The sequence below is a fragment of the Photobacterium alginatilyticum genome, from assembly GCF_009910675.1.
Taxonomy (GTDB): Bacteria; Pseudomonadota; Gammaproteobacteria; order Enterobacterales; family Vibrionaceae; genus Photobacterium; species Photobacterium alginatilyticum.
Genome location: NZ_RSEJ01000002.1, coordinates 26128 through 53039 on the forward strand (window position 1 = coordinate 26128; position 26912 = coordinate 53039).

At 50.3% G+C, this 26912-nt stretch carries 21 protein-coding genes; 12 read left to right on the forward strand and 9 right to left on the reverse strand.

Translation table 11 applies throughout. From position 1 onward, the window contains the following. Window positions 1-66 precede the first annotated feature (66 nt). The 3 genes from metG (at window position 67) to EIZ48_RS02410 (ending at window position 5059) form a co-directional block, all read left to right on the forward strand. Window positions 67-2118, forward strand: a complete 2052-nt coding sequence (metG, locus tag EIZ48_RS02400; protein WP_160648542.1) for a methionine--tRNA ligase — start codon at window positions 67-69, stop codon at window positions 2116-2118. A gap of 490 nt (window positions 2119-2608) precedes the next feature. After that, window positions 2609-3931 (forward strand): dicarboxylate/amino acid:cation symporter, encoded by a 1323-nt coding sequence (locus tag EIZ48_RS02405; protein ID WP_160648543.1) that lies wholly within the window; start codon window positions 2609-2611, stop codon window positions 3929-3931. 246 nt (window positions 3932-4177) lie between these two features. Next, the gene (locus EIZ48_RS02410; RefSeq protein WP_240152847.1) at window positions 4178-5059 is read left to right on the forward strand and encodes a hypothetical protein; all 882 of its coding nucleotides are present in this window, start codon (window positions 4178-4180) and stop codon (window positions 5057-5059) included. Between the two features lie 29 nt (window positions 5060-5088). Here EIZ48_RS02410 and serS read toward each other — a convergent pair whose 3' ends face one another. From serS to lrp, 5 genes are all read right to left on the reverse strand, one after another. Beyond that, on the reverse strand, window positions 5089-6381 hold the full coding sequence (gene serS, locus EIZ48_RS02415; protein ID WP_160648545.1) for a serine--tRNA ligase: 1293 nt from the start codon (window positions 6379-6381) through the stop codon (window positions 5089-5091). 126 nt (window positions 6382-6507) lie between these two features. Beyond that, window positions 6508-7848: a replication-associated recombination protein A gene (locus EIZ48_RS02420; RefSeq protein WP_160648546.1), complete on the reverse strand. Its 1341-nt coding sequence runs from the start codon at window positions 7846-7848 to the stop codon at window positions 6508-6510. 75 nt (window positions 7849-7923) lie between these two features. Further along, window positions 7924-8538 (reverse strand): outer membrane lipoprotein periplasmic chaperone LolA, encoded by a 615-nt coding sequence (gene lolA, locus EIZ48_RS02425; protein ID WP_489685918.1) that lies wholly within the window; start codon window positions 8536-8538, stop codon window positions 7924-7926. Window positions 8539-8669: 131 nt separating this feature from the next. Further along, window positions 8670-11882: a DNA translocase FtsK 4TM domain-containing protein gene (locus EIZ48_RS02430; protein WP_160648548.1), complete on the reverse strand. Its 3213-nt coding sequence runs from the start codon at window positions 11880-11882 to the stop codon at window positions 8670-8672. Between the two features lie 391 nt (window positions 11883-12273). Continuing rightward, window positions 12274-12768: a leucine-responsive transcriptional regulator Lrp gene (gene lrp, locus EIZ48_RS02435; protein ID WP_007467256.1), complete on the reverse strand. Its 495-nt coding sequence runs from the start codon at window positions 12766-12768 to the stop codon at window positions 12274-12276. 157 nt (window positions 12769-12925) lie between these two features. Between lrp and ald the strand changes: the two genes are divergently transcribed. From ald to cydC, 4 genes are all read left to right on the forward strand, one after another. Next, a complete protein-coding gene (gene ald / locus EIZ48_RS02440; RefSeq protein ID WP_075764716.1) occupies window positions 12926-14047 on the forward strand; it encodes an alanine dehydrogenase in 1122 nt (373 codons plus the stop codon). 247 nt (window positions 14048-14294) lie between these two features. Next, on the forward strand, window positions 14295-15257 hold the full coding sequence (gene trxB, locus EIZ48_RS02445; RefSeq protein WP_160648549.1) for a thioredoxin-disulfide reductase: 963 nt from the start codon (window positions 14295-14297) through the stop codon (window positions 15255-15257). An 82-nt stretch (window positions 15258-15339) separates the two neighbouring features. After that, entirely contained in the window at window positions 15340-17112 is a 1773-nt protein-coding gene (gene cydD, locus EIZ48_RS02450) for a heme ABC transporter permease/ATP-binding protein CydD (RefSeq protein ID WP_160648550.1), read from the forward strand. Continuing rightward, window positions 17105-18826, forward strand: a complete 1722-nt coding sequence (gene cydC / locus EIZ48_RS02455; protein ID WP_160648551.1) for a heme ABC transporter ATP-binding protein/permease CydC — start codon at window positions 17105-17107, stop codon at window positions 18824-18826. The genes cydD and cydC overlap by 8 nt, the downstream gene beginning before the upstream one ends. Window positions 18827-18887: 61 nt before the next feature. Here the strand turns inward: cydC and EIZ48_RS02460 are convergent, their stop codons facing one another. Continuing rightward, window positions 18888-19346 (reverse strand): outer membrane lipoprotein, encoded by a 459-nt coding sequence (locus tag EIZ48_RS02460; protein ID WP_160648774.1) that lies wholly within the window; start codon window positions 19344-19346, stop codon window positions 18888-18890. 86 nt (window positions 19347-19432) lie between these two features. Between EIZ48_RS02460 and aat the strand changes: the two genes are divergently transcribed. The 3 genes from aat to infA all read left to right on the forward strand — a co-directional run bounded on the left by aat (window position 19433) and on the right by infA (window position 21256). Beyond that, complete coding sequence (gene aat / locus EIZ48_RS02465) at window positions 19433-20137, forward strand: leucyl/phenylalanyl-tRNA--protein transferase (RefSeq protein ID WP_160648552.1); 705 nt, start codon at window positions 19433-19435, stop codon at window positions 20135-20137. Window positions 20138-20141: 4 nt separating this feature from the next. Then, window positions 20142-20840, forward strand: coding sequence for an arginyltransferase (locus tag EIZ48_RS02470; protein ID WP_160648553.1), 699 nt, complete (start codon window positions 20142-20144; stop codon window positions 20838-20840). A gap of 197 nt (window positions 20841-21037) precedes the next feature. Continuing rightward, a complete protein-coding gene (gene infA / locus EIZ48_RS02475) occupies window positions 21038-21256 on the forward strand; it encodes a translation initiation factor IF-1 (RefSeq protein WP_005298441.1) in 219 nt (72 codons plus the stop codon). A 118-nt stretch (window positions 21257-21374) separates the two neighbouring features. Here the strand turns inward: infA and clpA are convergent, their stop codons facing one another. Both clpA and clpS read right to left on the reverse strand, forming a co-directional pair. Further along, window positions 21375-23639, reverse strand: coding sequence for an ATP-dependent Clp protease ATP-binding subunit ClpA (gene clpA, locus EIZ48_RS02480; RefSeq protein WP_075764728.1), 2265 nt, complete (start codon window positions 23637-23639; stop codon window positions 21375-21377). 47 nt (window positions 23640-23686) lie between these two features. Beyond that, window positions 23687-24007, reverse strand: coding sequence for an ATP-dependent Clp protease adapter ClpS (gene clpS, locus EIZ48_RS02485; RefSeq protein ID WP_075764730.1), 321 nt, complete (start codon window positions 24005-24007; stop codon window positions 23687-23689). Between the two features lie 226 nt (window positions 24008-24233). On the opposite strand from clpS, the gene cspD reads away from it, so the two are divergent. Continuing rightward, on the forward strand, window positions 24234-24455 hold the full coding sequence (gene cspD, locus EIZ48_RS02490) for a cold shock domain-containing protein CspD (RefSeq protein ID WP_160648554.1): 222 nt from the start codon (window positions 24234-24236) through the stop codon (window positions 24453-24455). 405 nt (window positions 24456-24860) lie between these two features. On the opposite strand, the gene icd is transcribed toward cspD, so the two are convergent. After that, on the reverse strand, window positions 24861-26114 hold the full coding sequence (gene icd, locus EIZ48_RS02495; RefSeq protein WP_160648555.1) for an NADP-dependent isocitrate dehydrogenase: 1254 nt from the start codon (window positions 26112-26114) through the stop codon (window positions 24861-24863). A 142-nt stretch (window positions 26115-26256) separates the two neighbouring features. Here icd and EIZ48_RS02500 point away from each other — a divergent pair, with 142 nt between their 5' ends. Next, a complete protein-coding gene (locus EIZ48_RS02500; RefSeq protein ID WP_160648556.1) occupies window positions 26257-26901 on the forward strand; it encodes a pseudouridine synthase in 645 nt (214 codons plus the stop codon). Window positions 26902-26912 lie beyond the last annotated feature (11 nt).

The window sequence follows — 26912 nt, forward strand, 5'->3', positions numbered from 1 at the left end:
TACGCTGTCCATCAGGTACTATTTGAGGCTACATTTTTTTACCCATCATGAGCGAAATAAGTAATTATGGCTGCAAATCCAAGAAAAATTCTGGTGACCTGCGCCCTACCGTACGCTAACGGTTCTATCCACTTGGGACACATGCTTGAGCATGTGCAAGCGGATATCTGGGTGCGCTATCAGCGCCTTCGCGGCAACGAAGTTCATTTCATCTGTGCAGACGATGCACACGGCACTCCAATCATGCTTAAGGCCCAGCAGATGGGTATGGAACCTGAGCAGATGATTGCCGAAGTGAGCAAAGAGCACCAGGCCGACTTTGCTGGCTTCGATATTAGCTTTGACAACTACCACAGCACACATTCCGACGAGAACCGTGAGCTGGCGTCGTTCGTTTACACTCAGCTAAAAGAGAAAGGCTTTATTACCAGCCGTACTATCTCTCAGCTATTCGACCCTGAAAAAGAAATGTTCCTGCCAGATCGCTTCGTAAAAGGAACCTGCCCGAAATGTAAGGCGGAAGACCAATACGGCGATAACTGTGACAACTGTGGCGAGACTTACAGCCCAACAGACCTTATTGAACCAAAATCTGCTGTTTCCGGCGCGACACCGGTAATGAAGGATTCCGAGCACTTCTTCTTTGACCTGCCTCAGTTCGAAGGCATGCTGCAAGAGTGGACCAAATCAGGTGCACTGCAAGACGAAACCGCCAACAAAATGCAGGAATGGTTCGAGTCTGGCCTTCAGCAATGGGATATCTCGCGTGATGCGCCGTACTTCGGCTTCGAGATCCCGGGTGAAACAGGCAAGTACTTCTACGTATGGCTGGATGCACCAATCGGCTACATGGGCTCATTTAAGAACCTGTGTGACAAGCGTGACGACCTGAACTTCGATGAATTCTGGAACAAGGACAGCTCAACCGAGCTTTACCACTTCATCGGTAAAGACATTGTCTACTTCCACAGCCTGTTCTGGCCTGCGATGCTTGACGGTGCCGGTCTGCGCAAACCAAACAATGTCTTCGTTCATGGCTACGTTACTGTAAACGGCGCGAAGATGTCGAAGTCTAAGGGTACCTTTATTAAAGCGGGTACTTATCTGGAGCATCTGGATCCAGAATGCCTGCGTTACTACTACGCGGCCAAGCTGAACAACCGTATCGACGATCTGGATCTTAACCTCGAAGATTTCACCCAGCGCGTGAACAGCGATGTCGTGAACAAGATTGTCAACCTGGCATCACGTAATGCCGGTTTCATTGCCAAGCGCTTCGAAGGCAAGCTGTCAGACAGTTTTGCCGAGCCTGAGCTATATGCCGAGTTTGTTGCCGCCTCTGATCGCATCGCTGAGCTTTACGAGAACCGTGAATACAGCCGTGCAATCCGCGAAATCACGGCACTGGCAGACAAGGCCAACCAGTACGTTGACGAAAAAGCCCCTTGGGTCGTTGCCAAGCAGGAAGGCAAAGATCAGGAGCTGCAGGAAATCTGTTCTGTCGGCATTAACCTGTTCCGCGTACTGATGACCTACCTGAAGCCTGTTATGCCTCAGCTTGCTGAGCGCACAGAGGGCTTCCTGAACGAGACCCTGACCTGGGAAGGTATTGCCCAGCCGCTGACTGGCCACGAAGTGACTAAGTTCAAGGCGCTGTTCAACCGCATCGATGCCAAGAAAGTTGAAGCTATGGTTGAATCTTCAAAAGAAGATGCCGCAGCAGAAATGGCAGCTAAAGAGAAAGCAGAAGCGGCGAAGACAGAAACTGAGCTAAGTAAAGAACCAATCGCAGACGAAATCGAGTTCGATGACTTTGCTAAAGTGGATCTTCGCATTGCGAAAATCGTGTCTTGCGAATCTGTGCCTAAAGCCAACAAGCTACTTAAGCTTGAGCTAGACCTAGGTGGCGAGACTCGTCAAGTATTCGCAGGTATCAAGTCGGCCTACAGCCCTGAAGACCTAATTGGCAAGCACACTGTAATGGTGGCTAACCTCAAGCCGCGTAAGATGAAATTCGGCATGTCTGAAGGTATGGTACTGGCAGCGGGCCCTGGTGGTGAAGATCTTTGGATCCTTGAGCCACACGAAGGTGCGCAGCCTGGTATGCGTGTGATGTAATTTTTATGCACAATTAACGCAATAATAAAGGAGCTTCGGCTCCTTTTTTTATTCCGCGCGCAATGGTCGGGAACCACTGGCTAATTGTTTCCAACTCACTGATTATCTGTAGATATTCTAAATTTATTAACCTTATCATTACCTACCAAACTGCAGACAGCTTCATAGGATATTTTCTCGGCAAAAGCAGATGTTAACGACTATTTTTATCATGATGATAAATTTCGCTTTTATTCGGTATAAACGCCACTGAAATTCGCTATTACCGATGAAGCAGCACAAAAACTGTATATATATCAACCGATAGGTTAATATTTGGTTAAATTTAATGTTTTCGGAATACCATTCTGCATCAGAAAGTGTGATCTGAAACATACCTTTGAATTTTGCACAGCATTTTACTTCGCTTTAACACCTAAACTGCTGTTAACCTGCTCCGCGCTCTGGTGAATGATTTACAGAGTGAATAATTATAAGGAGTGTTCATTTCATGCCAACACAAAAAAAGAAAATGTCCCTGACTGGTCGAGTAATTCTCGGCATGCTGCTGGGCATCTTGACAGGATTCGCTATTCGCTCCCTTTTTGCTGAGACTTCATTTGTACACGAATATCTAGTGAATGGCCTGTTTGACGTTGGTGGTGCGATCTTCATTGCTAGCTTAAAAATGCTGGTTGTACCTTTAGTATTTGTTTCTTTGGTTTGTGGTACCAGTACGCTGAACGATATCAGCACGCTAGGTCGCCTCGGGGGCAAAACCTTGTTGTTCTATCTAACAACAACGGCGATTGCCATCACCCTTGCACTGACCATGGGTAACCTGTTCCAGCCGGGAGCCGGTGCCGATCTTTCTGCCGCAACAACATTTGCAGCCAAAGAAGCCCCTTCATTGGGTGATGTCATCATCGGAATGTTCCCGACGAACCCAATCAACTCTATGGCTCAAGGCAATACACTTCAAATTATCGTGTTTGCTATTCTGTTCGGTATTGCCATTAGTGCTGCCGGCAAGCCAGGTGAGCGTATTGCTGCTGTCTTTGCCGATCTTAACGAAGTCATCATGAAGCTGGTCGCGCTGCTAATGCATATTGCGCCTTACGGTGTCTTCTTCCTAATGGCGAAACTGTTCACAGGAATCGGCCTTGATGCCATCTACAACCTGTTTGGCTACTTCGTGGTCCTAACTTGTACCCTGTTGATTCACGGTCTGGTTGTATACAGCACAATGCTGAAGGTATTCACCGGTTTGAGCCCGAAGACATTCTTGAAAAAGATGGAAGATGCAATCATGTTTGCCTTCTCCACGGCTTCGTCAAACGCAACCATTCCGGTAACGATGGAAACAGCGACCAAACGTCTTGGTGCTTCTAACCGTATCGCTTCGTTTACCGTACCACTAGGTGCAACCATCAACATGGATGGCACTGCAATCATGCAGGGTGTTGCGACAGCGTTCATTGCTCAGGCTTTCAACATTGACCTGACAATGGGTGACTACATGGCAGTCATCGTTACAGCAACACTTGCCTCTATCGGTACAGCTGGTGTTCCGGGCGTCGGCCTGATCATGCTGGCAATGGTACTGAGCCAGGTAGGCCTGCCAGTTGAAGGTATCGCGATTATCATGGGTGTCGATCGACTACTTGATATGATCCGTACTGCCGTCAACATCACTGGTGACAGTGCGGTAACCTGTATTGTGGCCAAGTCTGAAGGTGAGCTGGATGTTAATCGATTCAATGACCCGGCAGCAGGCGAGAAAGATGAAGAAGTCCATCTTCACCCGCAAGCCAAAACAGCCAGCTTCGACTAACAGTCAACGCTGACTATAGCGGCAACATAGCAAATCCCATTAAAAGCCCCGCAAGGGGCTTTTTTGCACCATTAGGAAACATACTTGCCCCATCAACGCCCAAGGTTGTGATCTTGATAAACAATCAAACGGTAACTAGCTGATAAATATTAAAAAATAAACCATGCCGACAGATTATTCAACGGCACACTTATTGCGTTATTCCCTCTATGAAGCACCATTGATGCTGGAGGGAAAATGCTTATCATGTCATTGATTATTGGAGTTGTGTTTAGTCTCGGCTATTACACCTACCATGTAAGGCAGAGCAATTCACTGCTGCAAAACCGCTTTAACCAGGTGATCGGCCTACGCCAGCTTATTCATCTGTTACGCTTTCACCGTCGACAGACTCACCAGTTGCTGAGTAGCAGCGGGACTTTCCTTGGAAAGGAGCAACCTTTAAACGAATCACTGGCAATCCAGAGCCTGCTTCGGACTCTAATCAGCCAGGCTGAGCACTCGCAAAAGCCCATGTACCGGATATTAATGAAGCGCATTACATCATTACTGGACGAGTGGCCGCGGTACTCTTTACAGCGAAATCAAGCCGTTCACGGCAAGGCTATCCGTCATGTCCTGTACCTGATTGATGACACCATCACCCAGAGCCTGCTGGCTGCTGACAAAGAACATGTCTTTCAACAATACCAGTCGACCTGGCCTGTCACTCTAAACGCTATCGACAGTTTGAGCCGTTTTCGCCACACTATTCACAGCTATCATCCGAACAGTACGGCGATAAAGCGCGAACTCGGTTTACATACCCAGATCCTGCGCCGACGTCTCGGCCAGATGACAGTTAGAAGCAGCAACCCTGCTCCGCCACTCATCATTGAGGCACTGTTTGAGCAATTCGACAAGATTGACCTGGACAACCCGGACCCGGGTCTGGTCAAAGAGCAGCTTTATCATTTTTCTCTGCAGGTCTCTGAGGCAATCTTCAACCTATTCGATCTGGTTCTCGGTGATATCGGCAAAGAAGTCTCGATCAGGCTTCCCGAACTCCCTGTCGATGCCAGCAATGTAGTCAAGCTACCTAAGCCTGTTCAGGCTGCTGACAGTTCAAAACAAAAAAACCCAGCCTAGGCTGGGTTTTTATTAAACAAAAGCGGCAATTAACCGATATGTGTTTCACCGTTCATGTACTTGCGCAGTACTTCAGGGATCATAATGCGACCATCTGCTTCCTGATTGTTTTCAAGAATCGCAACCATGGTACGGCCAACAGCCAGACCAGAACCGTTCAGTGTATGAACAAGCTCTGGCTTCTTCTCGCCCTTACGACGGAAACGAGCCTGCATACGGCGAGCCTGGAAATCCCACATGTTTGAACAAGAAGAGATTTCACGGTAAGTTTCTTGAGCAGGAACCCATACTTCAAGATCGTATGTTTTCGCTGCACCGAAGCCCATGTCACCAGTACAAAGAACCACTTTACGGTAAGGAAGCTCTAGCAACTGAAGAACTTTCTCAGCATGGCCAGTCAGTTCTTCCAGTGCCGCCATTGAATCTTCAGGTTTGGTGATCTGTACCAGCTCTACTTTGTCGAATTGGTGCATACGGATCAGGCCACGGGTATCACGACCGTAAGAACCCGCCTCTGAGCGGAAACACGGCGTGTGTGCCGTCATCTTAAGCGGTAGCTCAGCTTCGTCTGTAATGGTATCGCGAACCATGTTGGTCACTGGTACTTCCGCAGTCGGGATCAGTGACATACCTACGCCTTCTTCAGTTGCAGGCTTGGTGTGGAACAGGTCTTCACCAAATTTAGGTAGCTGGCCAGTACCGAACAGGCTGTCTTTGTTCACCAGGTATGGTACATACATTTCGGTGTAGCCATGCTCGTCAGTGTGAAGATCCAGCATGAACTGGGCAATCGCACGGTGCAGGCGGGCAAATTTGCCCTTCATCACGATAAAGCGCGAACCCGAGATCTTTACTGCACTTGCAAAGTCAAGACCGCCTGCCAGCTCACCAAGATCAACGTGATCTTTAACTTCGAAATCGTAAGTCTTAGGCTGGCCCCAACGAGACACTTCAACATTCTCGTCTTCGTCTTTACCCGCAGGAACGCTGTCATCCGGCAGGTTAGGCACAGAAAGCGTAATATCCTGAAGCTCAATTTGAAGCTCAGCTAGCGCCTTTTTCGCTTCATCCAGCTCACCGCCAAGGTTGGCAACTTCAGCCAGAATCTTTTCAGCAGCTTCGTGATCGCCTGTAGCTTTAGCTTGACCAATCGACTTCGATCGCGAGTTACGCAAAGCCTGTAGCTCTTCAGTCTTAACTTGAAGGGACTTACGTTGCTCTTCTAGGTTGCGTAATTTTTCTACGTCAAGGGTAAAACCACGACGTGCGAGTTTTGCAGCTGTTTCATCCAGCTCAGTTCGAAGTAATTTAGAATCTAGCATGCTAATCCTGTGCTCTTAATATTCTGAAATGCACGTTATTTAGACAATTCTTGTCAAAATAATCTTAGGTTTACGAAACGCCAGTCAATCTGACGTCAATAGTTCAACGATACCCAAAAAGCCTTATTATTGGTAGCGCTTTAATGCGCTTTTTGCATCTAAAGAAGCAAGATAATCCAACTTTTCGGTAATTTTAGTTTCCAAACCGCGATTTGTTGGGTGATAGTAGCGTGTACCTTCCATTTCCGGCGGGAAGTAACACTCACCGGCCGCATAGGCACCCGGCTCATCATGGGCATAACGGTATTCGGCACCATAGCCCAGATCCTTCATTAGTCGCGTAGGGGCATTACGCAAATGATTGGGGACCTCGTAGTCAGGATGGTTCATCGCATCCGCCTTCGCCTGCTTGAATGCTGTATAGACTGCATTGCTTTTCGGTGCACTGGCAAGGTAGATAATTGCCTGCGCAATGGCACGCTCCCCTTCGTAAGCGCCAACCCGGGTAAAACAGTCCCAGGCCGAAATAGCCACCTGCATCGCCCGCGGATCGGCATTACCAATATCCTCGGAAGCAATTGCCAGCAGGCGACGAGCCACGTAAAGCGGATCGCAACCAGCCTGCAGCATACGGGCAAACCAATACAGGGCACCGTCAGGACTCGAACCGCGGATCGACTTATGTACCGCAGAAATCATGTCATACCAAAGGTCGCCTTTATTGTCGAAACGGGCTATTTTTTCGCCTGCAACTTCTGCAAGCAGCGACAGGGTGATCGGCTTGATGCCTTTTTCGTTCTCTTCTGCCATGTCGATGAGCTGCTCAAGATAGTTCAGTGACATACGCGCATCACCACATACCAGATCAGCCAATCTTTCTTTCACATCATCGACAAATTCAAGGTTGGTATCGCTGATCCCGCGTTCAGTATCCGTCAGGGCCTGCTCGATAACCTCGAGAATATCTGTCGACTCCAGCGACTTGAGCTTGTAGACACGGGCCCGTGACAACAGTGCGTTGTTGAGCTCAAACGACGGATTCTCTGTCGTTGCACCGATAAACGTCACGGTGCCATCTTCAATATGCGGCAAAAACGCATCTTGCTGACTTTTATTGAAACGGTGCACCTCGTCGACAAACAAGATAGTCCGTCGCCCGGCCATTTTGTTATCGCGGGCTTTGTCGATGGCGGCCCGGATATCTTTCACCCCGGAGGTAACGGCCGACACACGCTCAACTTCAGCATTGGCATAATTAGCAGCCACTTCGGCCAATGTCGTCTTGCCTGTCCCCGGCGGCCCCCAGAGGATCATCGAATGAAGGTGACCAGCTTCAAGCGCACGCCTGAGTGGCTTTCCCTCGCCCAGAATATGGCGCTGGCCGATATATTCCTCAACCTTACGCGGCCGCATACGTGCAGCCAGCGGGCGGAAATCTGACGAGAAATCGAGGCTGAAGTTATTCAAAATAACAGCTCCTTAAAACGAAATTAGGCGGCACAAGGGTGCCACCTAAGAAAAGTGCGAACGGCAGTTCCGGCGTTAGTTACGCTGGTCGTCAAGCTCTACACCTTTTGGCGGTGTAAACTTAAACAGGTCACTCGGTTGCGCTTTGCCGCTGAACTTACTGAACGAGAAGTTGCTGCGCTGGCCGTCCTGCTCAACCACCGAGAAACTGCGTACTTCACCACTCTTGGCGACCGTTACCACGAACTTGCCCATCGAAGAGGTACGATCTTTCGGTGTCAGAGTAAAAGTATCGGCGGTCTGGGCAACATTGTATTTCGCCCAGTCAGCCGTGTTGTTGCGAGTTAGCAGTACAAACGGAGTTTGTTCAGTCGCATCGGCAAGCCACATTGCCGTCACCTGCTCGATAAACGGACTGTAATACCAGAGTGTCTTGCCATCCGAGATCAGCAGGTTTTCATCCGGCATCACCGTATTCCAGCGAAACAGGTTCGGACGTTGAATCGCAACATCCCCTTCCCCTTCCACCAGCAAATCACCTTCCGGGCTAATGACTTTTTGCTTAAATTCGGCACTGAAAGCATTCACTTTACCCAGCCTTGTGCTCAGCTCCTGCTGCGGCGTTGCCCATGCAGCGGAAGATAAGAAAACAGGGGCTGCGACAAGCAGACTTACTAATACTTTTTTTATCATTATGACTTAACCTTTTCGGTTCAAAACTGTTCAAATCGTTTGTGAACTGTCTCCAAAACCGCTCGGAAACAGTTATTGACTTCGGTTCTCACTCAGGCCCGCCTTCTCAGATCACTTCCTGATATAGCCTAGTCCTGTGGGGGTGGCGGTGGTGCCAACACCTCACGGTTGCCATTATGCCCCGGGGCACTGACGATACCATGCGCTTCCAGCTGCTCGACAATTCGCGCAGCCCGGTTGTAACCAATCTTAAATTTACGCTGCACGCCCGATACAGAGCCTCGGCGAGATTCGGCAACAAACGCCGCCACCTGATCAAACAACTGGTCGAGATCATCGTCACCGCCACCAGCAGCCTCGCCCGGTAGCAAGCCTTCAGCCCCCTGATCAGCATTCAGAATACCGTCGATATACTGCGGCTTCCCGCGAGCTTTCCAGTCATTAACCACATTGTGGACATCATCATCAGAGGCAAATGCGCCGTGAACTCGGACAGGATGGTTTTTACCTGCAGGCAGGTACAGCATATCACCCATGCCCAGCAAGGACTCCGCCCCGCCCTGGTCCAAAATGGTTCTCGAGTCCGTCTTGGTTGATACCGTAAAGGCCATTCGGCTAGGAATGTTCGCCTTGATCAAGCCTGTTATCACATCAACTGACGGCCGCTGAGTCGCCAGTACCAGGTGGATGCCAGCCGCACGGGCCTTCTGGGCCAGACGGGCAATCAGCTCTTCAACCTTCTTGCCGACGACCATCATCAAATCAGCGAACTCATCGACAATAACCACTATGCTTGGCATTTTTTCAAGCATTGGCGGGTATTCATCCATACTGTCTCCCGGTTTCCACAACGGATCGTGGATCGGGTGGCCAGCCGCCGCCGCTTCTGCCAGCTTGGCGTTGTAACCGGCCAGATTACGTACTCCGACCGCAGCCATCAGTTTGTATCGGCGCTCCATTTCCCCGACACACCAGCGCAGGGCGTTACCGGCATCTTTCATGTCAGTAACAACTTCGGTCAGCAAGTGCGGGATACCTTCGTAAATGGAAAGCTCCAGCATTTTCGGGTCAATCATGATGAAACGACAGTCTTCAGGCTTACACTTATACAGCAAGCTGACGATCATGACGTTCACACCCACCGACTTACCCGAGCCCGTGGTACCGGCTACCAACAAGTGCGGCATCTTGCTCAGGTCGGCGACAATCGCTTCCCCGGCAATATCATAGCCAAGCACAATCGGCAGGGCTGCCTTCATATCCTGGAACCGCTCGCTGCCCACCACTTCCGACATGTAGACAGTTTCGCGATTGACGTTTGGCAGCTCCAGACCGATATAGGGCTTGCCCGGAATAACTTCGACCACACGTACGGCTGAAGCCGACAGTGCCCTGGCCAAGTCTTTCGCCAGGCCGGAAATCCGGCTGACCTTCACACCCGGCGCCAAATCCAGCTCGTAACGGGTGATTACCGGCCCCGGATAGACTCCCACGACCTTGGCTTTAATTTTATAGTCAGCCAATTTTGATTCGACCAGCATGGCCGTTTGTTTCAGTTCCTCTTCACTGGCCGGTTCGACAGTCTGTCGCGCCGGAGCCAGCAAATCAAGGGTCGGCATCGGTGTTGTCGGCACCGGTAAATCCGCTTCTTTCTTCATCAGAAACGGATTATCCAACCCTGCCGCATGAGCCTGTGCCTTCTGGGCATCGCGGATCTTCTGCAAGAATGCTTCCTCGTCACTGACATCGCTATCATCTGCAACACCGCTTTCCTGCTCGGCACGCTCCAGTTCCGACATGCCGTCGTGGACACCAATCTCAATATCATCGGAGACAGGCATCACCTCCGGCGTCACAGCTTCAGGCTGCGAGTCTGCAACGCTCGGGACCGGCTGACTCTCTTCCGATACTACGGATCCCATCTGAACTGAATGTGAACCTGGCTCGGTAGCTGCCGACTCAATAACCGCTGGCTGTGGCTGCAAGACTTCAGGTTCATCAAATTCGGATTCTGTTATCACAGGCTCCGGTGTAACTGGCTGCATTGTGACAGATTGTGTTGCTACAGGCGGTGTTGCAGGCTGCGAGGCGTTTTGGACAACAGGCTCTGGCAAAGGCTCAGCGAAAGTGGTGCTGTCATCAGCAACTACGCTTTGCATAGCGTCCGTGTCAATGGTCGGCAAGGTATCTTGCTCATCCATATAGACCGTGAAATTTTCGTCTTTATCGAGTTCTCGCTCAAGCTCAGCAATCGTGAGCCCCTTGGCCTTTTGCGGCTGCCTGCTCGTTATCGGCTCAGGTTGCCTATTCTCTGAAAATATAGACTCATGCTGTACTGGCGGCTCAATGCTACCCAATTCCGAATGCGCCGCAGTCAGCTCGACAAGTTCTTCTACCTGACCGTCGACCAGCACATCCTCAACGGTAATTGCATCAGAGTGAACGACCGGGCTAGGTTTTAAGCGCTCTGGCATAACAATCTTGGGCGAGGACGGCGCATCGCTCCACGCTTGTTCGGAAAACTGCGGCTCTGTTCGAGACTCTCGGCGTGGTTCTCTGCGCTCAGCAGTACTCTCTGCAGCACTTGGCTTGCTCGATGACGCCAGCAGAACATCATCGGCATCCGGCGCTTCAGCCTGGCTTTCCTGGGCAAGTTGAGCGGCGTACGCAGTCTGTTGCTCATCCGGAATATCGGCGGCAAATGGCGTCAGCACCTCTGATTTATCCGAGCGCACCTTGTTAAGCAACCAGGCCAATGCTCCCAGAGTTGTCTCCCCCAAGGTATCGACAATGGTCAGCCAGGAAATACCGGTAAATAGCGTAAAGCCCACCGCCCAGATAAACATCAGCACCAATGTCGTTCCAAGCAGATTAAGCATCGGCAGGGCCATATTCGAGACGACATCGCCTATTACGCCACCGGAGGAAAAGTACCAGATATCATCGAAGTTAAGATCAGCCAGCCCGCAGCTGGTCAGAAACAACAGCAACAGGCCCAGCAGCCGGGTGCCATAAATCATGAAGTCGATGGTCTCGCGCTCACCACGACGACGGAAAATCACCCATGCCCCCAATACAATCGCCACAGGCAACGGGTAGGCCAGCGAGCCGAGGGTAAACAGAAAAGTATCTGCCACCAGTGCGCCCAGTGCACCGGCTTTGTTTTGCACGGGCCCTTCCCAGGCCGTTTGTGACCACGAAGGATCGGCTGGATCAAAACTTACCAGGGCAACCATGATAAATATCGCGGCCAATATGCCTATGATCAGAAAGCTTTCTAGCAGACGCTGTCCCCCAGAAAGGCGTATTTTTGGCTGCTGTGTGCCTTTAACTTTCCTCAAAAAACACTCCGGTGTAACAATTGTTGTCGCCTGGTTCCCTATCAGCCGATGCGCAAGGCTTTGCACTATTGATTATGGTGATTAACTGGTGCAAAAGGCTGTCGGTCAGGTCAATTTAAATCTAGTGCCCTATCTTATACCACTTGTCGTCTTTTTTTGACTATTACAAGAAAAGTGGGAGCAAAGCACTAAACTCACGAGATTTCTCTGTCGCGCAGAAAAGCAAATGCCATTGTAAACATTTGTCGAAAGGAAAGATTCATCAGAGTGTTAATTCAGCGCGGCAGGTGGCGAATTATTGTGCATACGGTGAGTTTTGTAGGGGATAAAACAAATCAAGCGGCCTAGGCCGCTTAATTTATGACCGTCAGAACGGCAATGTCATGCAGGATTAGCGAGTCTTGATAACCAGGTTGTTGGTCTGCTTCACTTCTTCCATGACGACATAGGTACGGGTGTCATTTACGCCAGGCAAGCGTAGCAGGGTTTCACCCAGCAGCTTACGGTACGCTGACATATCTGATACGCGAGTTTTCAACAGGTAGTCGAAATCACCAGATACCAAGTGACATTCCTGAATGTCTTCCAGCTCTTGAACAGACTTATTGAACTGTTCAAATACATCTGGCGCACCGCGGTTAAGCGTAATTTCAACGAAAACCAGCAGTGATGCATCAAGAAATTGGGGATTTAGCAGAGCCGTATAGCCGCTAATGTACCCTTGACGCTCCAGTCGACGAACACGTTCGAGACACGGAGTTGGAGATAAGCCTACACGTTTTGATAACTCAACATTTGAGATACGACCGTCTTTTTGCAGTTCATTCAATATGTTACGGTCAATTCTATCCAATTCCTTGGATGGTTTCTTTTTGGTATCTACCATTTTTTATTCCACCTTCTTACTTCCTTGCAAAAAAATATACTACAACTTTCTATTATTTAGAATCAAATACTCTGATAGTCAAACTATACTGCCAATAGATCCGCATTTACAACCTTGTCAATAGCCAATCGTACTATGATGCCAAGGGAGAAGCAGGATGATCATTGGTGTACCCAAAGAAATCAAAAACCACGAATATCGCGTCGGGCTGGTTACCAGCAGCGTTCGTGAACTGGTCTCATTAGGCCATCAGGTTCTCATCGAAACCAATGCCGGTAGTGGAATTGGTCTATCTGATTCAGACTATCAAGCTGCTGGCGCTTCAATTATTTCAACTGCTAAAGAAGTTTTTACCAGATCAGAGATGATTGTCAAAGTAAAAGAGCCTCAAGCAGCAGAAAGAGCCATGCTGAATGAAGGACAAATTTTATTCACTTATCTCCATCTTGCCCCAGATTTTCCACAAACAAAAGACCTAATTGACAGCAAAGCTATCTGTATAGCTTATGAAACGGTCACAGATCATCTAGGAAGACTACCATTATTGGCACCAATGTCTGAAGTTGCCGGCAGAATGTCTATCCAGGCAGGAGCACAAACTCTAGAGAATTCTAATGGTGGACGCGGGTTGTTACTCAGCGGAGTTCCCGGCGTAGAACCTGCTAAAGTTGTCGTCCTCGGTGGTGGTGTCGTCGGCTCTAACGCGGCAAGAATGGCCATTGGCATGCGAGCCGATGTCACGATCCTCGACCGTAACCTCGATACCCTTCGTGCCCTCGATGTCGAATTTCAGGGCAAGGCCAAAGTCATCTACTCTACCCACGAAGCGATTGACCGGCTGGTTCCCGATGCAGACGTGATTATCGGCGCCGTACTGATCCCGGGGGCAGCCGCACCGAAACTGATCACCGCCGAGCACGTGAAGCAGATGAAGCCAGGCTCGGCGCTGGTTGATGTGGCCATCGACCAGGGCGGCTGCTTTGAAACATCGCATCCGACGACCCATACCGATCCGACCTATATTGTCGATGATGTCGTTCACTACTGCGTTGCCAATATGCCCGGCGCTGTTGCCCGCACCTCGGCGTTTGCCCTCAATAATGCAACCTTGCCCTACGTGATCAAACTTGCCAGTAGCGGTTACAAGAAAGCATTGCTGGACGATCCGGGATTCCTTGCCGGACTGAACGTGATCCATGGCAAAATCACCTGCAAAGAAGTCGCCGAAGCGTTCGATTTGCACTATACCGACCCAGAGGTTGCAATCAGTATGCATTAAAATATGCGACTCACTTATTAGAACCACTAGAAATAAGTGAGTCGGAACAATACTAAGGTGTTGTGACTTACCCGCGGGAAGCCTGACTAAGTGCTTCCCTGTTCAAACGATCTTCAATTCAAGGCTACTGACTTCCCCGTACACGTTATCTTGGGAGTAACGTCACCGGGGCACTTTCCTTACGTCCTCAATTTACCTACAATCACCCTTCTACATGATAATAATCTCATTTCAGCCTGGAGAAGTAATGAGTAACGTAAGACATTGTAAACTGCTCATCCTTGGTTCTGGTCCTGCTGGCTATACTGCCGCTGTCTATGCCGCACGTGCTAACCTAAATCCTGTAATGGTAACCGGCATGCAGCAAGGCGGTCAGCTGACGACGACAACCGAAGTAGAAAACTGGCCAGGTGATGCAGAAGGCCTGACCGGCCCTGCGCTAATGGATCGAATGAAAGAGCACGCTGAAAAGTTCGATACTGAGATCATTTTTGACCATATCAACGAGACCGATTTTAGCCAGCGCCCATTCCGCCTGAAAGGCGACAGCGGCGAATACACCTGCGACGCTTTGATCATTGCCACCGGAGCTTCAGCCAAGTACCTCGGTCTGGAATCAGAAGAAAACTTCAAGGGCCGTGGCGTTTCCGCCTGCGCGACCTGTGACGGATTTTTCTACCGCAATCAGAAAGTGGCCGTTGTTGGCGGCGGTAATACCGCAGTCGAAGAAGCACTGTACCTGTCAAACATTGCGTCGGAAGTCCACCTTATTCACCGCCGCGACTCATTCCGTTCAGAGAAGATTCTTATCAAACGCCTGATGGACAAGGTAGAGAACGGCAATATCATTCTTCATACTGATCGCACTCTGGACGAAGTATTGGGTGATGATATGGGGGTGACGGCTGTTCGCATTAAGGACACCAAGTCTGATGCCACTGAGACCATCGATGTCATGGGTGCCTTTATTGCCATTGGCCACCAGCCAAACACCGGGATCTTCGAAGGTCAGCTTGATATGGCCAACGGCTACATCAAGGTACAATCTGGCACCGAGGGCAATGCGACCCAAACCAGTGTCGAAGGTGTCTTTGCCGCCGGTGACGTCATGGATCACACCTACCGTCAGGCTATCACCTCGGCAGGTACAGGATGTATGGCAGCCCTTGACGCCGAGCGCTTCCTGGACGCACTAGAAGAACAAAAATAATCAAAATCGGCCGCTACCCCGTAGCGGCTGCTTTTAGCCTTCTACCTTTCTGCTCGCTGCCATTTACGGCACAAGATATCTTATGGACAAACAATTACAACGAGACTTGACCAAGTGGTTAAAGTCACAAAGCAAGCTCGCCAAACGCTGGCTGATGTTCAGTGTCGGGCTTGGATTTCTTTCCGGGGTGCTACTCGTCGGCCAGGCTGCGCTGCTTGCCCACATTCTCCATCAACTTATTATCGAACAGACTGATAAATATGAGCTGGTAAACAGTTTTCTCGGTCTGATCCTGATTGTCGGACTCCGCGCAGGCTGCAGCTGGGGACGTGAAATATACGGTTACCGCTGCGGCGAACAAATCCGGCTTCATATTCGACAGCTTATCCTTAACCGCCTGCACAACCTTGGCCCGGCCTACATCAAGGGCAAACCGGCAGGTACCTGGGCCAGTCTGGTACTGGAACAGGTTGAAGAAATGCAAGATTTCTTCTCGCGCTATATCCCGCAGATGTCTATTGCGGTGCTGGTTCCGCTGGTTATCCTGTTTGCCGTCTTTCCGCTGAACTGGGCTGCCGGTCTGATTTTCCTGATCACCGCCCCGCTGGTGCCGATTTTCATGGCACTGGTTGGTTTAGGTGCGGCTGATGCCAACCGACGCAACTTTAAGGCCCTACAACGCCTTTCAGGGCATTTTTACGACCGCCTGCAGGGATTATCGACACTTCGTTTGTTTAACCGCGCAGAAGCCGAAGCAGAGAACTTACACGCTGCCTCGCATGTACTGCGCAAGCGTACGATGGAAGTATTGCGACTCGCCTTCCTTTCCTCGGCAGTGCTGGAGTTTTTCTCTGCCATCTCGGTGGCCATCGTTGCCGTCTACTTTGGCTTTGCCTTCATCGGCGAGCTGAACTTCGGTAACTACGGTGTCCCGCTATCGCTATTTACCGGTTTGTTTGTGCTGGTACTGGCCCCTGAGTTTTATCAACCGCTGCGCGATTTAGGGACTTTCTACCATGCCAAGGCCCAGGCCATTGGTGCCGCAGAGTCGATTGTCGAGTTTCTCAATGCGGAAGCCGACGAGATGACCCAAGGTGACGAGGAGTTACCGTCACCTGAAACCATCCGGATCAGCGTTCAGGATCTGGAAGTACTGAGTCCGCAGGGCCAGATTCTGGCTGGCCCACTGAGCTTTGACATTCAGGCCCATGAGCAAGTTGCCCTTGTCGGCCCGAGCGGTGCCGGTAAAACCAGCCTGCTCAATGCGCTACTGGGCTTTCTGCCATATCGTGGCAGCCTGAAAATCAACGGTGTAGAACTCAAGCAGCTTGACCATAGCGAATGGCGCCAGACAATCAGCTGGGTGGGGCAAAACCCGCTGCTGGTACACGGTACCGTGCGTGACAATATTACCCTCGGCAACCCACTGGCGACCGATAAGCATGTTACTCAGGTTGCGCAGCAGGCCTATGCCGATGAATTTATCAGCCGCCTTGAGAAAGGCTACAGCCATCAGGTCGGCGACCGCTCCGGTGGCCTGTCTGTTGGTCAGGCACAACGTATCGCTGTCGCACGGGCCATGTTACAAAACGGTGCCTTCTGGTTACTGGACGAGCCGACAGCCAGCCTGGATGCCAACAGTGAACACCTGGTACTGGAAAGCCTGACAATGGCTGTCAAAGGCCAGACTACCCTAATGGTCAGCCACCGCCTTGACCAGTTAGCGGCCATGGATCGTGTACTGGTGCTGGAAAACGGCAAACTGGTTCAGAACGGTCATTTTGATCACATCCGCCAGCACGGCCTGCTCGCCGATATGCTCGCCCACACAGACAAGAGGGATCTCGATGCGTGATTTAATCCCTTACCTGAAACTCTATCGCAAACACTGGTTTGGCCTGACACTCGGCATGCTACTTGGATTGGCAACCCTGTTGTCAGCGCTCAGCCTGCTGACGCTTTCAGGGTGGTTTATCGCCGCCTCTGCCGTAGCCGGACTGACTATTGCCCGGGAAACCTTTAACTACATGCTACCGGGAGCCGGTGTACGGGGATTCTCGATGGCACGTACTGCCGGTCGCTGGGGCGAACGCGTAGTCAGCCACAACGCCACCTTCAAGCTGCTTGCCGATCTGCGTCTGTTCTTCTTTCGCAAACTGACGCCGCTGATCCCCGGCCGCCAGGCAAACCTGCGGGATGCCGATTTGCTCAATCGCCTGGTTGCCGACGTAGATGCTATGGACCATGTGTACCTGCGTCTTGTCAGCCCGCTGGTGATCGGCGTCATTGCCCTGCTGGCGATCACCGGCTTTCTGGCCTGGTTTGATCTTGTTATCGGCCTGACACTGGGCTTCATTCTATTGGCGCTGATGTTCACCCTGCCAGTTATCTTTTATCGGTTAGGTAAAACCAATGGTGAAGCACTGACCTATGCCAAGGCCAACTATCGGGTAAAACTACTCGACTGGATCCAGGGCCATGCCGAACTGCTGCTGTTCAATGCCGAAGAGCGCTACCGTGAACAGGCTATTGCCGAACAAGACGCCTTACTTGCTGCACAGCGCAAGATGGCAAGCCTTACCGGTCTTGCTAATGCGATTCTGATGGCAGCAACAGGCTGGACACTGGTCCTGATCACCTGGATTGCTGCCGACGGTATTGGCGGTGCAGCCCCCGATCCGTTTGTTGCCATGGTTGCCTTTGCCACCATGGCAAGCTTCGAGATCATGATGCCGGTTGCCGGTGCTTTCCAGTACCTGGGGCAGACATTGACCTCTGCCCGCCGCCTGAATGAGATTATTGAAGCGACACCCGACACACCGTTTGATCCGAACGGTCATCAAGCGCAGGTCAACGGTGATATCAGTATTCGCAATATCACCTACACCTACTATGGTAGCGACGAGCCGGTACTGAAAGATGTCTCTCTTGAACTGAAACAGGGCGAAAAACTGGCTCTGCTTGGCCGTACAGGCTGTGGCAAATCGACACTGCTGCAACTGCTGACCCGTAACTGGGATCCGCAGCAAGGCGACATCAGTATTGATGGTATCGCCCTGCCAGCATGGCACGAAGACTCACTGCGCCAGGCGATCACTGTCGTTAGCCAACGAGTGGATGTCTTCAATGGCTCGCTGCGTGAAAACCTTGTTCTTGCCAAGCCGGATGGCTCTGATGATGAATTCAGGGACGCACTGGCAAAAGTCGGTCTTGAGGCCCTGCTTGAAGGCAAAGGGCTGGATACCTGGCTGGGAGAAGGTGGCCGTCAGATTTCGGGGGGCGAACGCCGCCGGATCGGTATTGCCCGCGCGCTACTGCATGATGCGCCCATCCTGCTGATGGACGAACCCACCGAAGGGCTGGATCGTCGTACAGAGCAGCAGATCATCAAATTGCTGCTTGATCATGCCAAAGACAAAACCGTATTGTTCATCACACACCGCCTTGTCGGGCTGGATCAGATGGATCAGATTTGCCTGATGGATGAAGGGAAAATCATCGAGAGCGGGCAGCATGATATGCTCTTGGCCGAAGGCGGCCGCTATGCCGAACTGTGCAACCGGATCTAGAAACTAGAAAAGATTAAGCGAGGGATACAGGTCCCTCGCTTTTTTTATTTTGAGCCTTACGTTACAGAACCTTATCGACCCTGACCCCTTCGTCAAAATAGAGGATCCGCACACTGTCTCCACGCTGGAATATCATTTGCTGGTCGACATCCTGAATCACATCGATGAGCCTGCCATCCTCCGTTTTAATCAGAAGTTCAACCAATCGATAATCAACGACCTTCTGGACCGGTTGACGATTATGGGCAATACCAGCCCCGGCGACAACACCCACTGCGGTAGCTACTTCACGCCCGGTGCCACCACCGAACTGATTACCGATCAACCCTCCAACAACACCACCAAGCAGGGTTTCCCACCCGTTGCGCTGGGAGTTAATGACCTCCTGATGAGAAATATAACGTACCGAATCGACATCACCGAACACGATTTTATTAACCGTACGGGCCTCGTTTCGATTATATGGCGCAGCTGTCGCAACAAGAGGAAGCAATAGCAGTAACATTAAGAACTTTCTCATCATATAATTTCCTCAATGGGGGTAACTGTATATCTAGCTACCTATATTATTTATTCTTGTATTAAGCACCAACGACTACAGTACTTATGGCTATCTATCTGCCGGAACTCGATCCGGTCAATACACAGTTTCCGGTGGCGGAAACCGCCCTGGACGACCCCAACGGACTGCTGGCATTTGGCGGCGACCTGAGACCTGAGCGCCTGCTCTCTGCCTATCGCCAGGGTATTTTCCCCTGGTATTCAGAAGGCGAGCCCATCCTCTGGTGGAGCCCGGCCCCGCGTGCCGTCTTCCTTCCCGATAAATTCAGGCCAAGCAAAAGCTTACGCAAGTTTTTCCGAAAATCAGGGTACCAAGTCACCCTGAACAAAGCCTGTCACGATGTGATTCGCCTGTGTGCCGACAGCCGTGGCCCGGAAGAAACCTGGATCACTGCCGATATGATGCAGGCATACCAGCTAATGCATAACCTCGGCTACTGTCATTCAGTAGAAGTATGGCAGGACAGCACCCTCGTAGGCGGTCTCTATGGAATTCAGATTGGTACTGTGTTCTGCGGCGAGTCAATGTTTTCCCTGGCCGATAATGCATCTAAAATTGCCTTGTGGCTCTTCTGTCAGCATTTTCACGCTCACGGCGGCACGCTGATTGACTGTCAGATCATGAATGATCACTTAGCTTCGCTAGGGGCGGTTGAAATTGAACGCTCTCCATTTATGCAATTTTTGCAACAGCAAAGAGATGCCATACTAGAAGAAAGCTGTTACCAACCTCGGGAGCTGCATCAGTAAACTCATGACCAGCTATAATAAATTGTCGCTACGAATCGGTCTGACCCCGACCTCTGACTGTAACTACCTGCCCGATGAGCAGGAACAACTTGGCGTGGTCATGGATCACCAGTGGCTGACACCTCTGGGCTATGGCGTGCTCATCGCTTCAGGCTATCGACGCAGTGGTACTGCGCTATACAGGCCGATGTGCCAATCCTGTCAGGCTTGTACACCATTGCGCGTAAACTGCGAGCAGTTCGCCCCGTCCAAAAGCCAGAAGCGTCAACTAAACCAGATGAAAAAGCTGCGATGGGAATTTAAACCCAACCTTGACCCCGACTGGTTTGCTCTTTACGAACGATATATCCGTCTGCGGCATGCCGGGGGAACTATGTACCCAGCCAACAAAGAGCAGTTCTTTGACTTTTGTACTGCCGCCTGGATGGATACCTTATTTTTGCACGTCTATGAGGACGACAAGTTGATAGCAGTTGCCATCACCGATGTCTTCGATGATGCACTCAGCGCCGTCTACAGTTTCTTTGAGCCGGAATCTTCACTCTCGCTCGGTACACTCTGCGTGCTGTACCAGATCCAATACGGCAGGCAAACCGGCAGAAAGTGGCTCTACCCCGGCTATCAGATAGATCGCTGCAAGGCCATGAACTACAAAGTTCGCTTCAAACCCTACCAGAAGCTGATCGATGGTTGCTGGAAATAAGCCATCGATTATCTATATTAGCGCTCTGATTCGTCTCAGAATCTGATAAAAAAACGAGAAAATACGTTTTAATACGTCACAATAGCTGACAAAGGGTAACGGCAAGGGTAAAATTGCGGCCTAAACTTTACACTCAAACAGTTTCAAGGCATTATCCGGCCCGATCAGAAGCATGGCTGGTAGCCTAAGAGGATTCAATGGCAAAAGAAGACGTAATTGAAATGCAAGGTACTGTACTAGATACACTACCTAACACAATGTTCCGCGTTGAGCTGGAAAACGGTCACGTAGTTACCGCTCACATCTCTGGTAAAATGCGCAAGAACTACATCCGTATTCTTACTGGTGATAAGGTAACTGTGGAACTGACTCCATACGACCTGACTAAAGGCCGCATCGTCTTCCGCGCGCGTTAATCTTAATCCAAGATTAAAGAATGCAAATAAAACCCGGCCTGTGTGTCGGGTTTTATTTTTCTGCCAGATAAAAAATAACCGCCATCTGGCGGTTATTTTGTTCAAGAAACGCTAGCACCTAGTGAGCTGGTTCCATTTCACTGCTGAACTGGAAGTCCAATTCGTCATTGACGATATCAACGCGTACCGAGCCGCCGTTTACCAGGCAACCAAACAACAACTCGTTTGCCATCGGCTTCTTGAGGTTATCCTGAATAACACGGGCCATCGGGCGGGCGCCCATTGCTTTGTCATACCCTTTATTCGCCAGCCACTCACGGGCTTCGGACGACACTTCCATCGATACGCCACGGGCATCCAGCTGGGCCTGCAACTCAACGATGAACTTATCAACCACTTGCGAGATAACATCTTTCTCAAGGTGATTGAACCAGATAATGCCATCAAGACGGTTACGGAACTCAGGGGTAAAGATACGCTTGATTTCCGACATCGCATCCAGGCTGTGATCCTGCTGAATCAGGCCAATTGACTTACGTACTGTCTCTTTCACACCGGCATTGGTAGTCATCACCAAGATCACATTGCGGAAGTCCGCCTTGCGACCATTGTTATCAGTCAGCGTACCGTTATCCATCACCTGCAACAACAGGTTGAACACATCAGGGTGCGCCTTCTCGATCTCATCCAGCAGAACGACAGCATGCGGATTCTTGATCACGGCATCGGTCAGCAAACCACCCTGGTCATACCCTACGTAGCCCGGAGGTGCACCGATCAAGCGGCTTACCGTATGGCGCTCCATGTACTCGGACATATCAAAACGCAGTAGCTCGATACCGAGTGTTCGTGCCAACTGGACCGTTACTTCGGTTTTACCGACCCCTGTCGGGCCAGCAAACAGGAAGGACCCCACAGGTTTGTTATCGGCACCCAGACCTGCACGGCTCAACTTGATCGCCTCTGTCAGCACATCGATGGCAGGATCCTGGCCAAACACCAGCATTTTCAGCTTGTTATCGAGTTTCTGCAAGACATCGCGGTCGCTTGATGATACCGACTTCTCGGGAATTCGCGCCATCTTGGCAATCATTGCCTCGATATCACTGACATTGACGGTTTTCTTACGACGGCTAGCCGGAGCCAAGCGACAACGCGCTCCCGCCTCGTCAATCACATCAATGGCCTTGTCCGGCAGGTGACGTTCATTAATGTATTTCGCCGACAGCTCAACAGCCGCACGAATGGCCTTATTGGTAAAGCGTACTTCATGGTGCGCTTCGTATTTAGGTTTCAGCCCCATCAGGATCTTGGTGGTATCGTCCAGCGACGGCTCGACAATATCAATCTTCTGGAAGCGGCGTGAGAGTGCCCGTTCTTTCTCGAAGATATTGCTGTATTCCTGATAGGTCGTCGACCCCATGCAGCGAATTTTACCACTGCTCAGCAATGGCTTGATGAGGTTAGCGGCATCAACCTGGCCGCCAGAGGCAGCACCAGCACCGATAATAGTGTGGATCTCGTCAATGAAGAGAACCGCGTGGTCTTCTTTTTCCAGCTGCTTCAGAATGCCTTTGAAGCGCTTCTCGAAGTCACCACGATATTTGGTACCGGCAAGCAGGGAACCAATATCCAGCGAGTAAATGACGCAGTCTTTGATAATGTCCGGCACCTGGCCTTCAACAATGCGCCATGCCAGCCCTTCGGCGATGGCTGTCTTACCGACACCGGCTTCACCTACCAGCAGCGGATTGTTTTTACGGCGGCGGCACAAAACCTGTACGGTACGCTCAAGCTCGTGATCTCGGCCTATCAGCGGGTCGATTCCGCCTGCACGGGCCAGTTGGTTCAGGTTGGTTGCAAAGTTTTCTAGCTTATCCTCGGAATTCTGTTCGGCACGCGGTTCGTCCCCGCCCACATCAGAACCGTTCAGGTCATCGTTATCGCTGTCTTTGACTGTTCCATGAGAAATAAAGTTAACCACGTCAAGGCGGCTAATATCACTCTTCTTCAGTAGGTAGGCAGCGTGGGACTCCTGCTCGCTGAAAATGGCGACCAGCACATTGGCACCGGTAACTTCACTGCGGCCGGAAGATTGGACGTGGAACACGGCACGCTGCAGCACGCGCTGGAAACTCAGCGTAGGCTGCGTCTCGCGGCTTTCATCATCAGCCGGGATCAGCGGTGTCGTCTGTTCAATAAACGAATCGAGCTCTTTACGTAATGTATCCAGATCAGCTCGGCAAGCCAGCAACGCCTCTTGCGCTGCCGCATTATCTAACAATGCCAAGAGCAGATGCTCAACAGTCATAAACTCATGGCGTTTTTCCCTTGCTCTTGCGAATGCACCGTTCAGACTTGCTTCAAGTTCTTTGTTTAGCATAAGGCACCTCCCCTAAATACCACTCAAAATGGTGTGCCGGAAAAAGTTCAAGCTTTTTCCTTCGTACACAGTAGCGGATGTTCATGCTCCCTCGCATACATCATCACTTGTGCCACCTTCGTCTCGGCGACTTCAGCGGTAAAGGTTCCACATACTGCTTTCCCTTCGTAATGCACAGTAAGCATCAACTGTGTGGCTTTCTCCAGATCCATGGAGAAGAACTTCTGTAACACTTCTATCACAAAATCCATCGGAGTGTAATCATCATTGTTTAAAATAACTTTATACATCGATGGTGGCTTAACCTGAGTATCCTCCTCGTCTAGTACGTCAGACTCAGGAATAATCCATTCATATAACTTGCTCATAATCTCATCTTAGTCATTTGTTCAAGGGCTTGCTACATCATCTGCATAGAAACAAGGATTTTATGAAAATGTTATAGTATGCACTTGACTGTCTAGCTCTTTTTACTAAAGTGTAACCTGTAGTAGATAATAACTGCATCAAAATAGCATTAGTATGCAAGTCGTGGTAAAAAGGAACGGCATACTAATGCAAAATGGATCTTGAATGCAAAGAGGGATGTAAAGCATGGCAACAGGTACAGTTAAATGGTTCAATAACGCAAAAGGCTTCGGTTTCATTTGCCCTGAAAGTGGCGAAGGCGATATTTTTGCACACTATTCAACTATCCAAATGGATGGATACCGCACTCTCAAGGCTGGCCAGCAGGTCAACTACACTGTCGAGACGGGTCCTAAGGGTTTCCATGCCAGAGAGATAGTCCCTGTCGAAGGTGAAGTGGCAAAATAATCCGCGATCAACTTTGTACATCAATTTCTAAGGTGAGCCGAGGCTCGCCTTTTTTATTGTCGCCCCAAACCTGCTACTCCGCCGCTCATTATTCATGCTGCGCCATCTTATCCGGGCCTGTTTTCCTCATGCCTAAAGTGAATAGTTACTGAATAAAGCAACCTCACCACTATTAACATTTCTATTAACAATCACACGCTCTTTGCAGCCTTATCTTCTATCATAAGCTAAAAAATCGCTGACGAACATCTTGCGCCGATAACCCTATATCAGAAATGAGGGACTCGACAGCTGTTTCAGGGAGTTACAGACAAAGCGGCTAACCGTCACAAAATAGCCAGACGGCTCCAATAAAAAAGGCTCAGCCGAAGCTGAGCCTTTGTCTATCCGGATGGATATATTTGATTACTTCATCTGCTCGATCATGTCATCGGCAAACTCAGAACACTTACGTAGTGTTGCACCTTCCATCTGGCGCTCAAAGTCGTAAGTCACAGTCTTGTTACTGATTGCCGCTTCCATCGAGCTGATAATCAGATCTGCCGCTTCAGTCCAGCCTAGGTGGCGAAGCATCATTTCAGCAGACAGGATCAGTGAGCCTGGGTTAACTTTATCCTGACCGGCATACTTAGGCGCAGTACCGTGAGTTGCTTCGAACAGCGCCACACCGTCACCGATGTTTGCACCCGGAGCAATACCGATACCACCAACCTGCGCTGCCAGAGCATCAGAAACGTAGTCACCGTTTAGGTTCATCGTTGCAATCACATCATACTCCGCAGGACGAAGCAGGATTTGCTGCAGGAAGGCATCGGCGATGCTGTCCTTGATAACGATCTCTTTACCGGTATTTGGATTCTTCAGGGTCATCCAAGGGCCACCGTCTAGTAGCTCTGCACCGAATTCCGCTGCCACTTCGTAACCCCAGTCTTTGAAGGCACCTTCGGTGAACTTCATGATGTTACCTTTGTGAACCAGCGTCAGAGAATCACGATCATTATCGATAGTGTACTGCAGTGCTGCACGGACAAGACGCTTAGTACCTTCTTCAGAGACAGGTTTGATACCTACACCACACTGCTGTGGGAAACGGATCTTAGTCGCACCCATTTCGTCTTGCAGGAACTTGATAACTTTGTCTGCTTCCTCGGTACCCGCCTGGAATTCAACACCGGCATAGATATCTTCCGAGTTTTCACGGTAGATAACCATATCCGTTAGATCTGGGCGTTTAAGAGGACTTGGTACGCCGTCAAAATAACGAACAGGACGTGCACAGATGTACAGGTCTAGTTCTTGGCGTAGAGCAACGTTAAGTGAACGAATACCACCACCTACAGGAGTGGTTAGCGGGCCTTTGATGGCCACTTTATATTCGCGAATGAAATCTAAAGTTTCTTGCGGTAACCATGCGTCTTCGCCGTATACCTGAGTTGATTTCTCACCTGTGTAGATTTCCATCCACTCAATTTTACGGTCACCTGCATAGGCTTTTTCTACCGCCGCATCGACAACTTTGATCATAGCAGGGCTTACATCAACACCGATACCATCGCCTTCGATGTATGGAATTACCGGGTTGTTAGGAACGACCAGTTTACCTTCTGCGTCAAGAGTAATCTTCTGACCTTCAACTGGTACAACTACTTTACTATCCATTTAAATCTCCTAGCGTCCATTTGTTATCTTTTTGTAAGATGCGGGCAAATCATACTTGAAATTTTATCGATACGCCACTCGGGTTGTTTTTAGCGTATAATAGGCGGGTCAATTTAGTCACCCCCAGCACAGCACGCTATTTATGAAGCCAAACACCTCGTCACGTCAACCGACACGTTCTAATAATGAGCGTAGAGCATCAAGAAAATATAATAAACCCAAACGCCCTCGCGGCCCGCAAAAGATCATATTATTTAACAAACCTTATAACGTTTTGACCCAGTTTAGTGGCGAACCGGGAGATAAAACACTGTCTGATTACGTCCCGGTGAAGGACGTTTACCCGGCAGGAAGGCTTGATAAAGACAGCGAGGGTTTATTGGTACTGACCAATGACGGCATACTCCAGGCCCGCCTCACGCAGCCACAATCCAAACAGCCGAAAATATACTGGGTACAGGTTGAAGGGGCCCCGAGCGAGGAGCAGCTCGACCAACTCCGTAAAGGCGTCACTCTGAAAGATGGCCCGACCCTGCCAGCAGGGATCGAACGCATTGAGCACCCCGACATCTGGGACCGCAACCCGCCAATCCGTGAGCGGAAAAATATTCCGACCACCTGGTTGGCTATCACCTTAAAAGAGGGGCGAAATCGCCAGGTGCGCCGTATGACGGCACATATCGGTTTTCCGACCCTGCGACTCATCCGCCACAAAATGGCCAGCTGGACTGTCGAAGGCCTCGCCCCGGGCGAGTGGCGAGAGGTCAAGCTTTCGCAAACCACCTAACCACTGCTTTG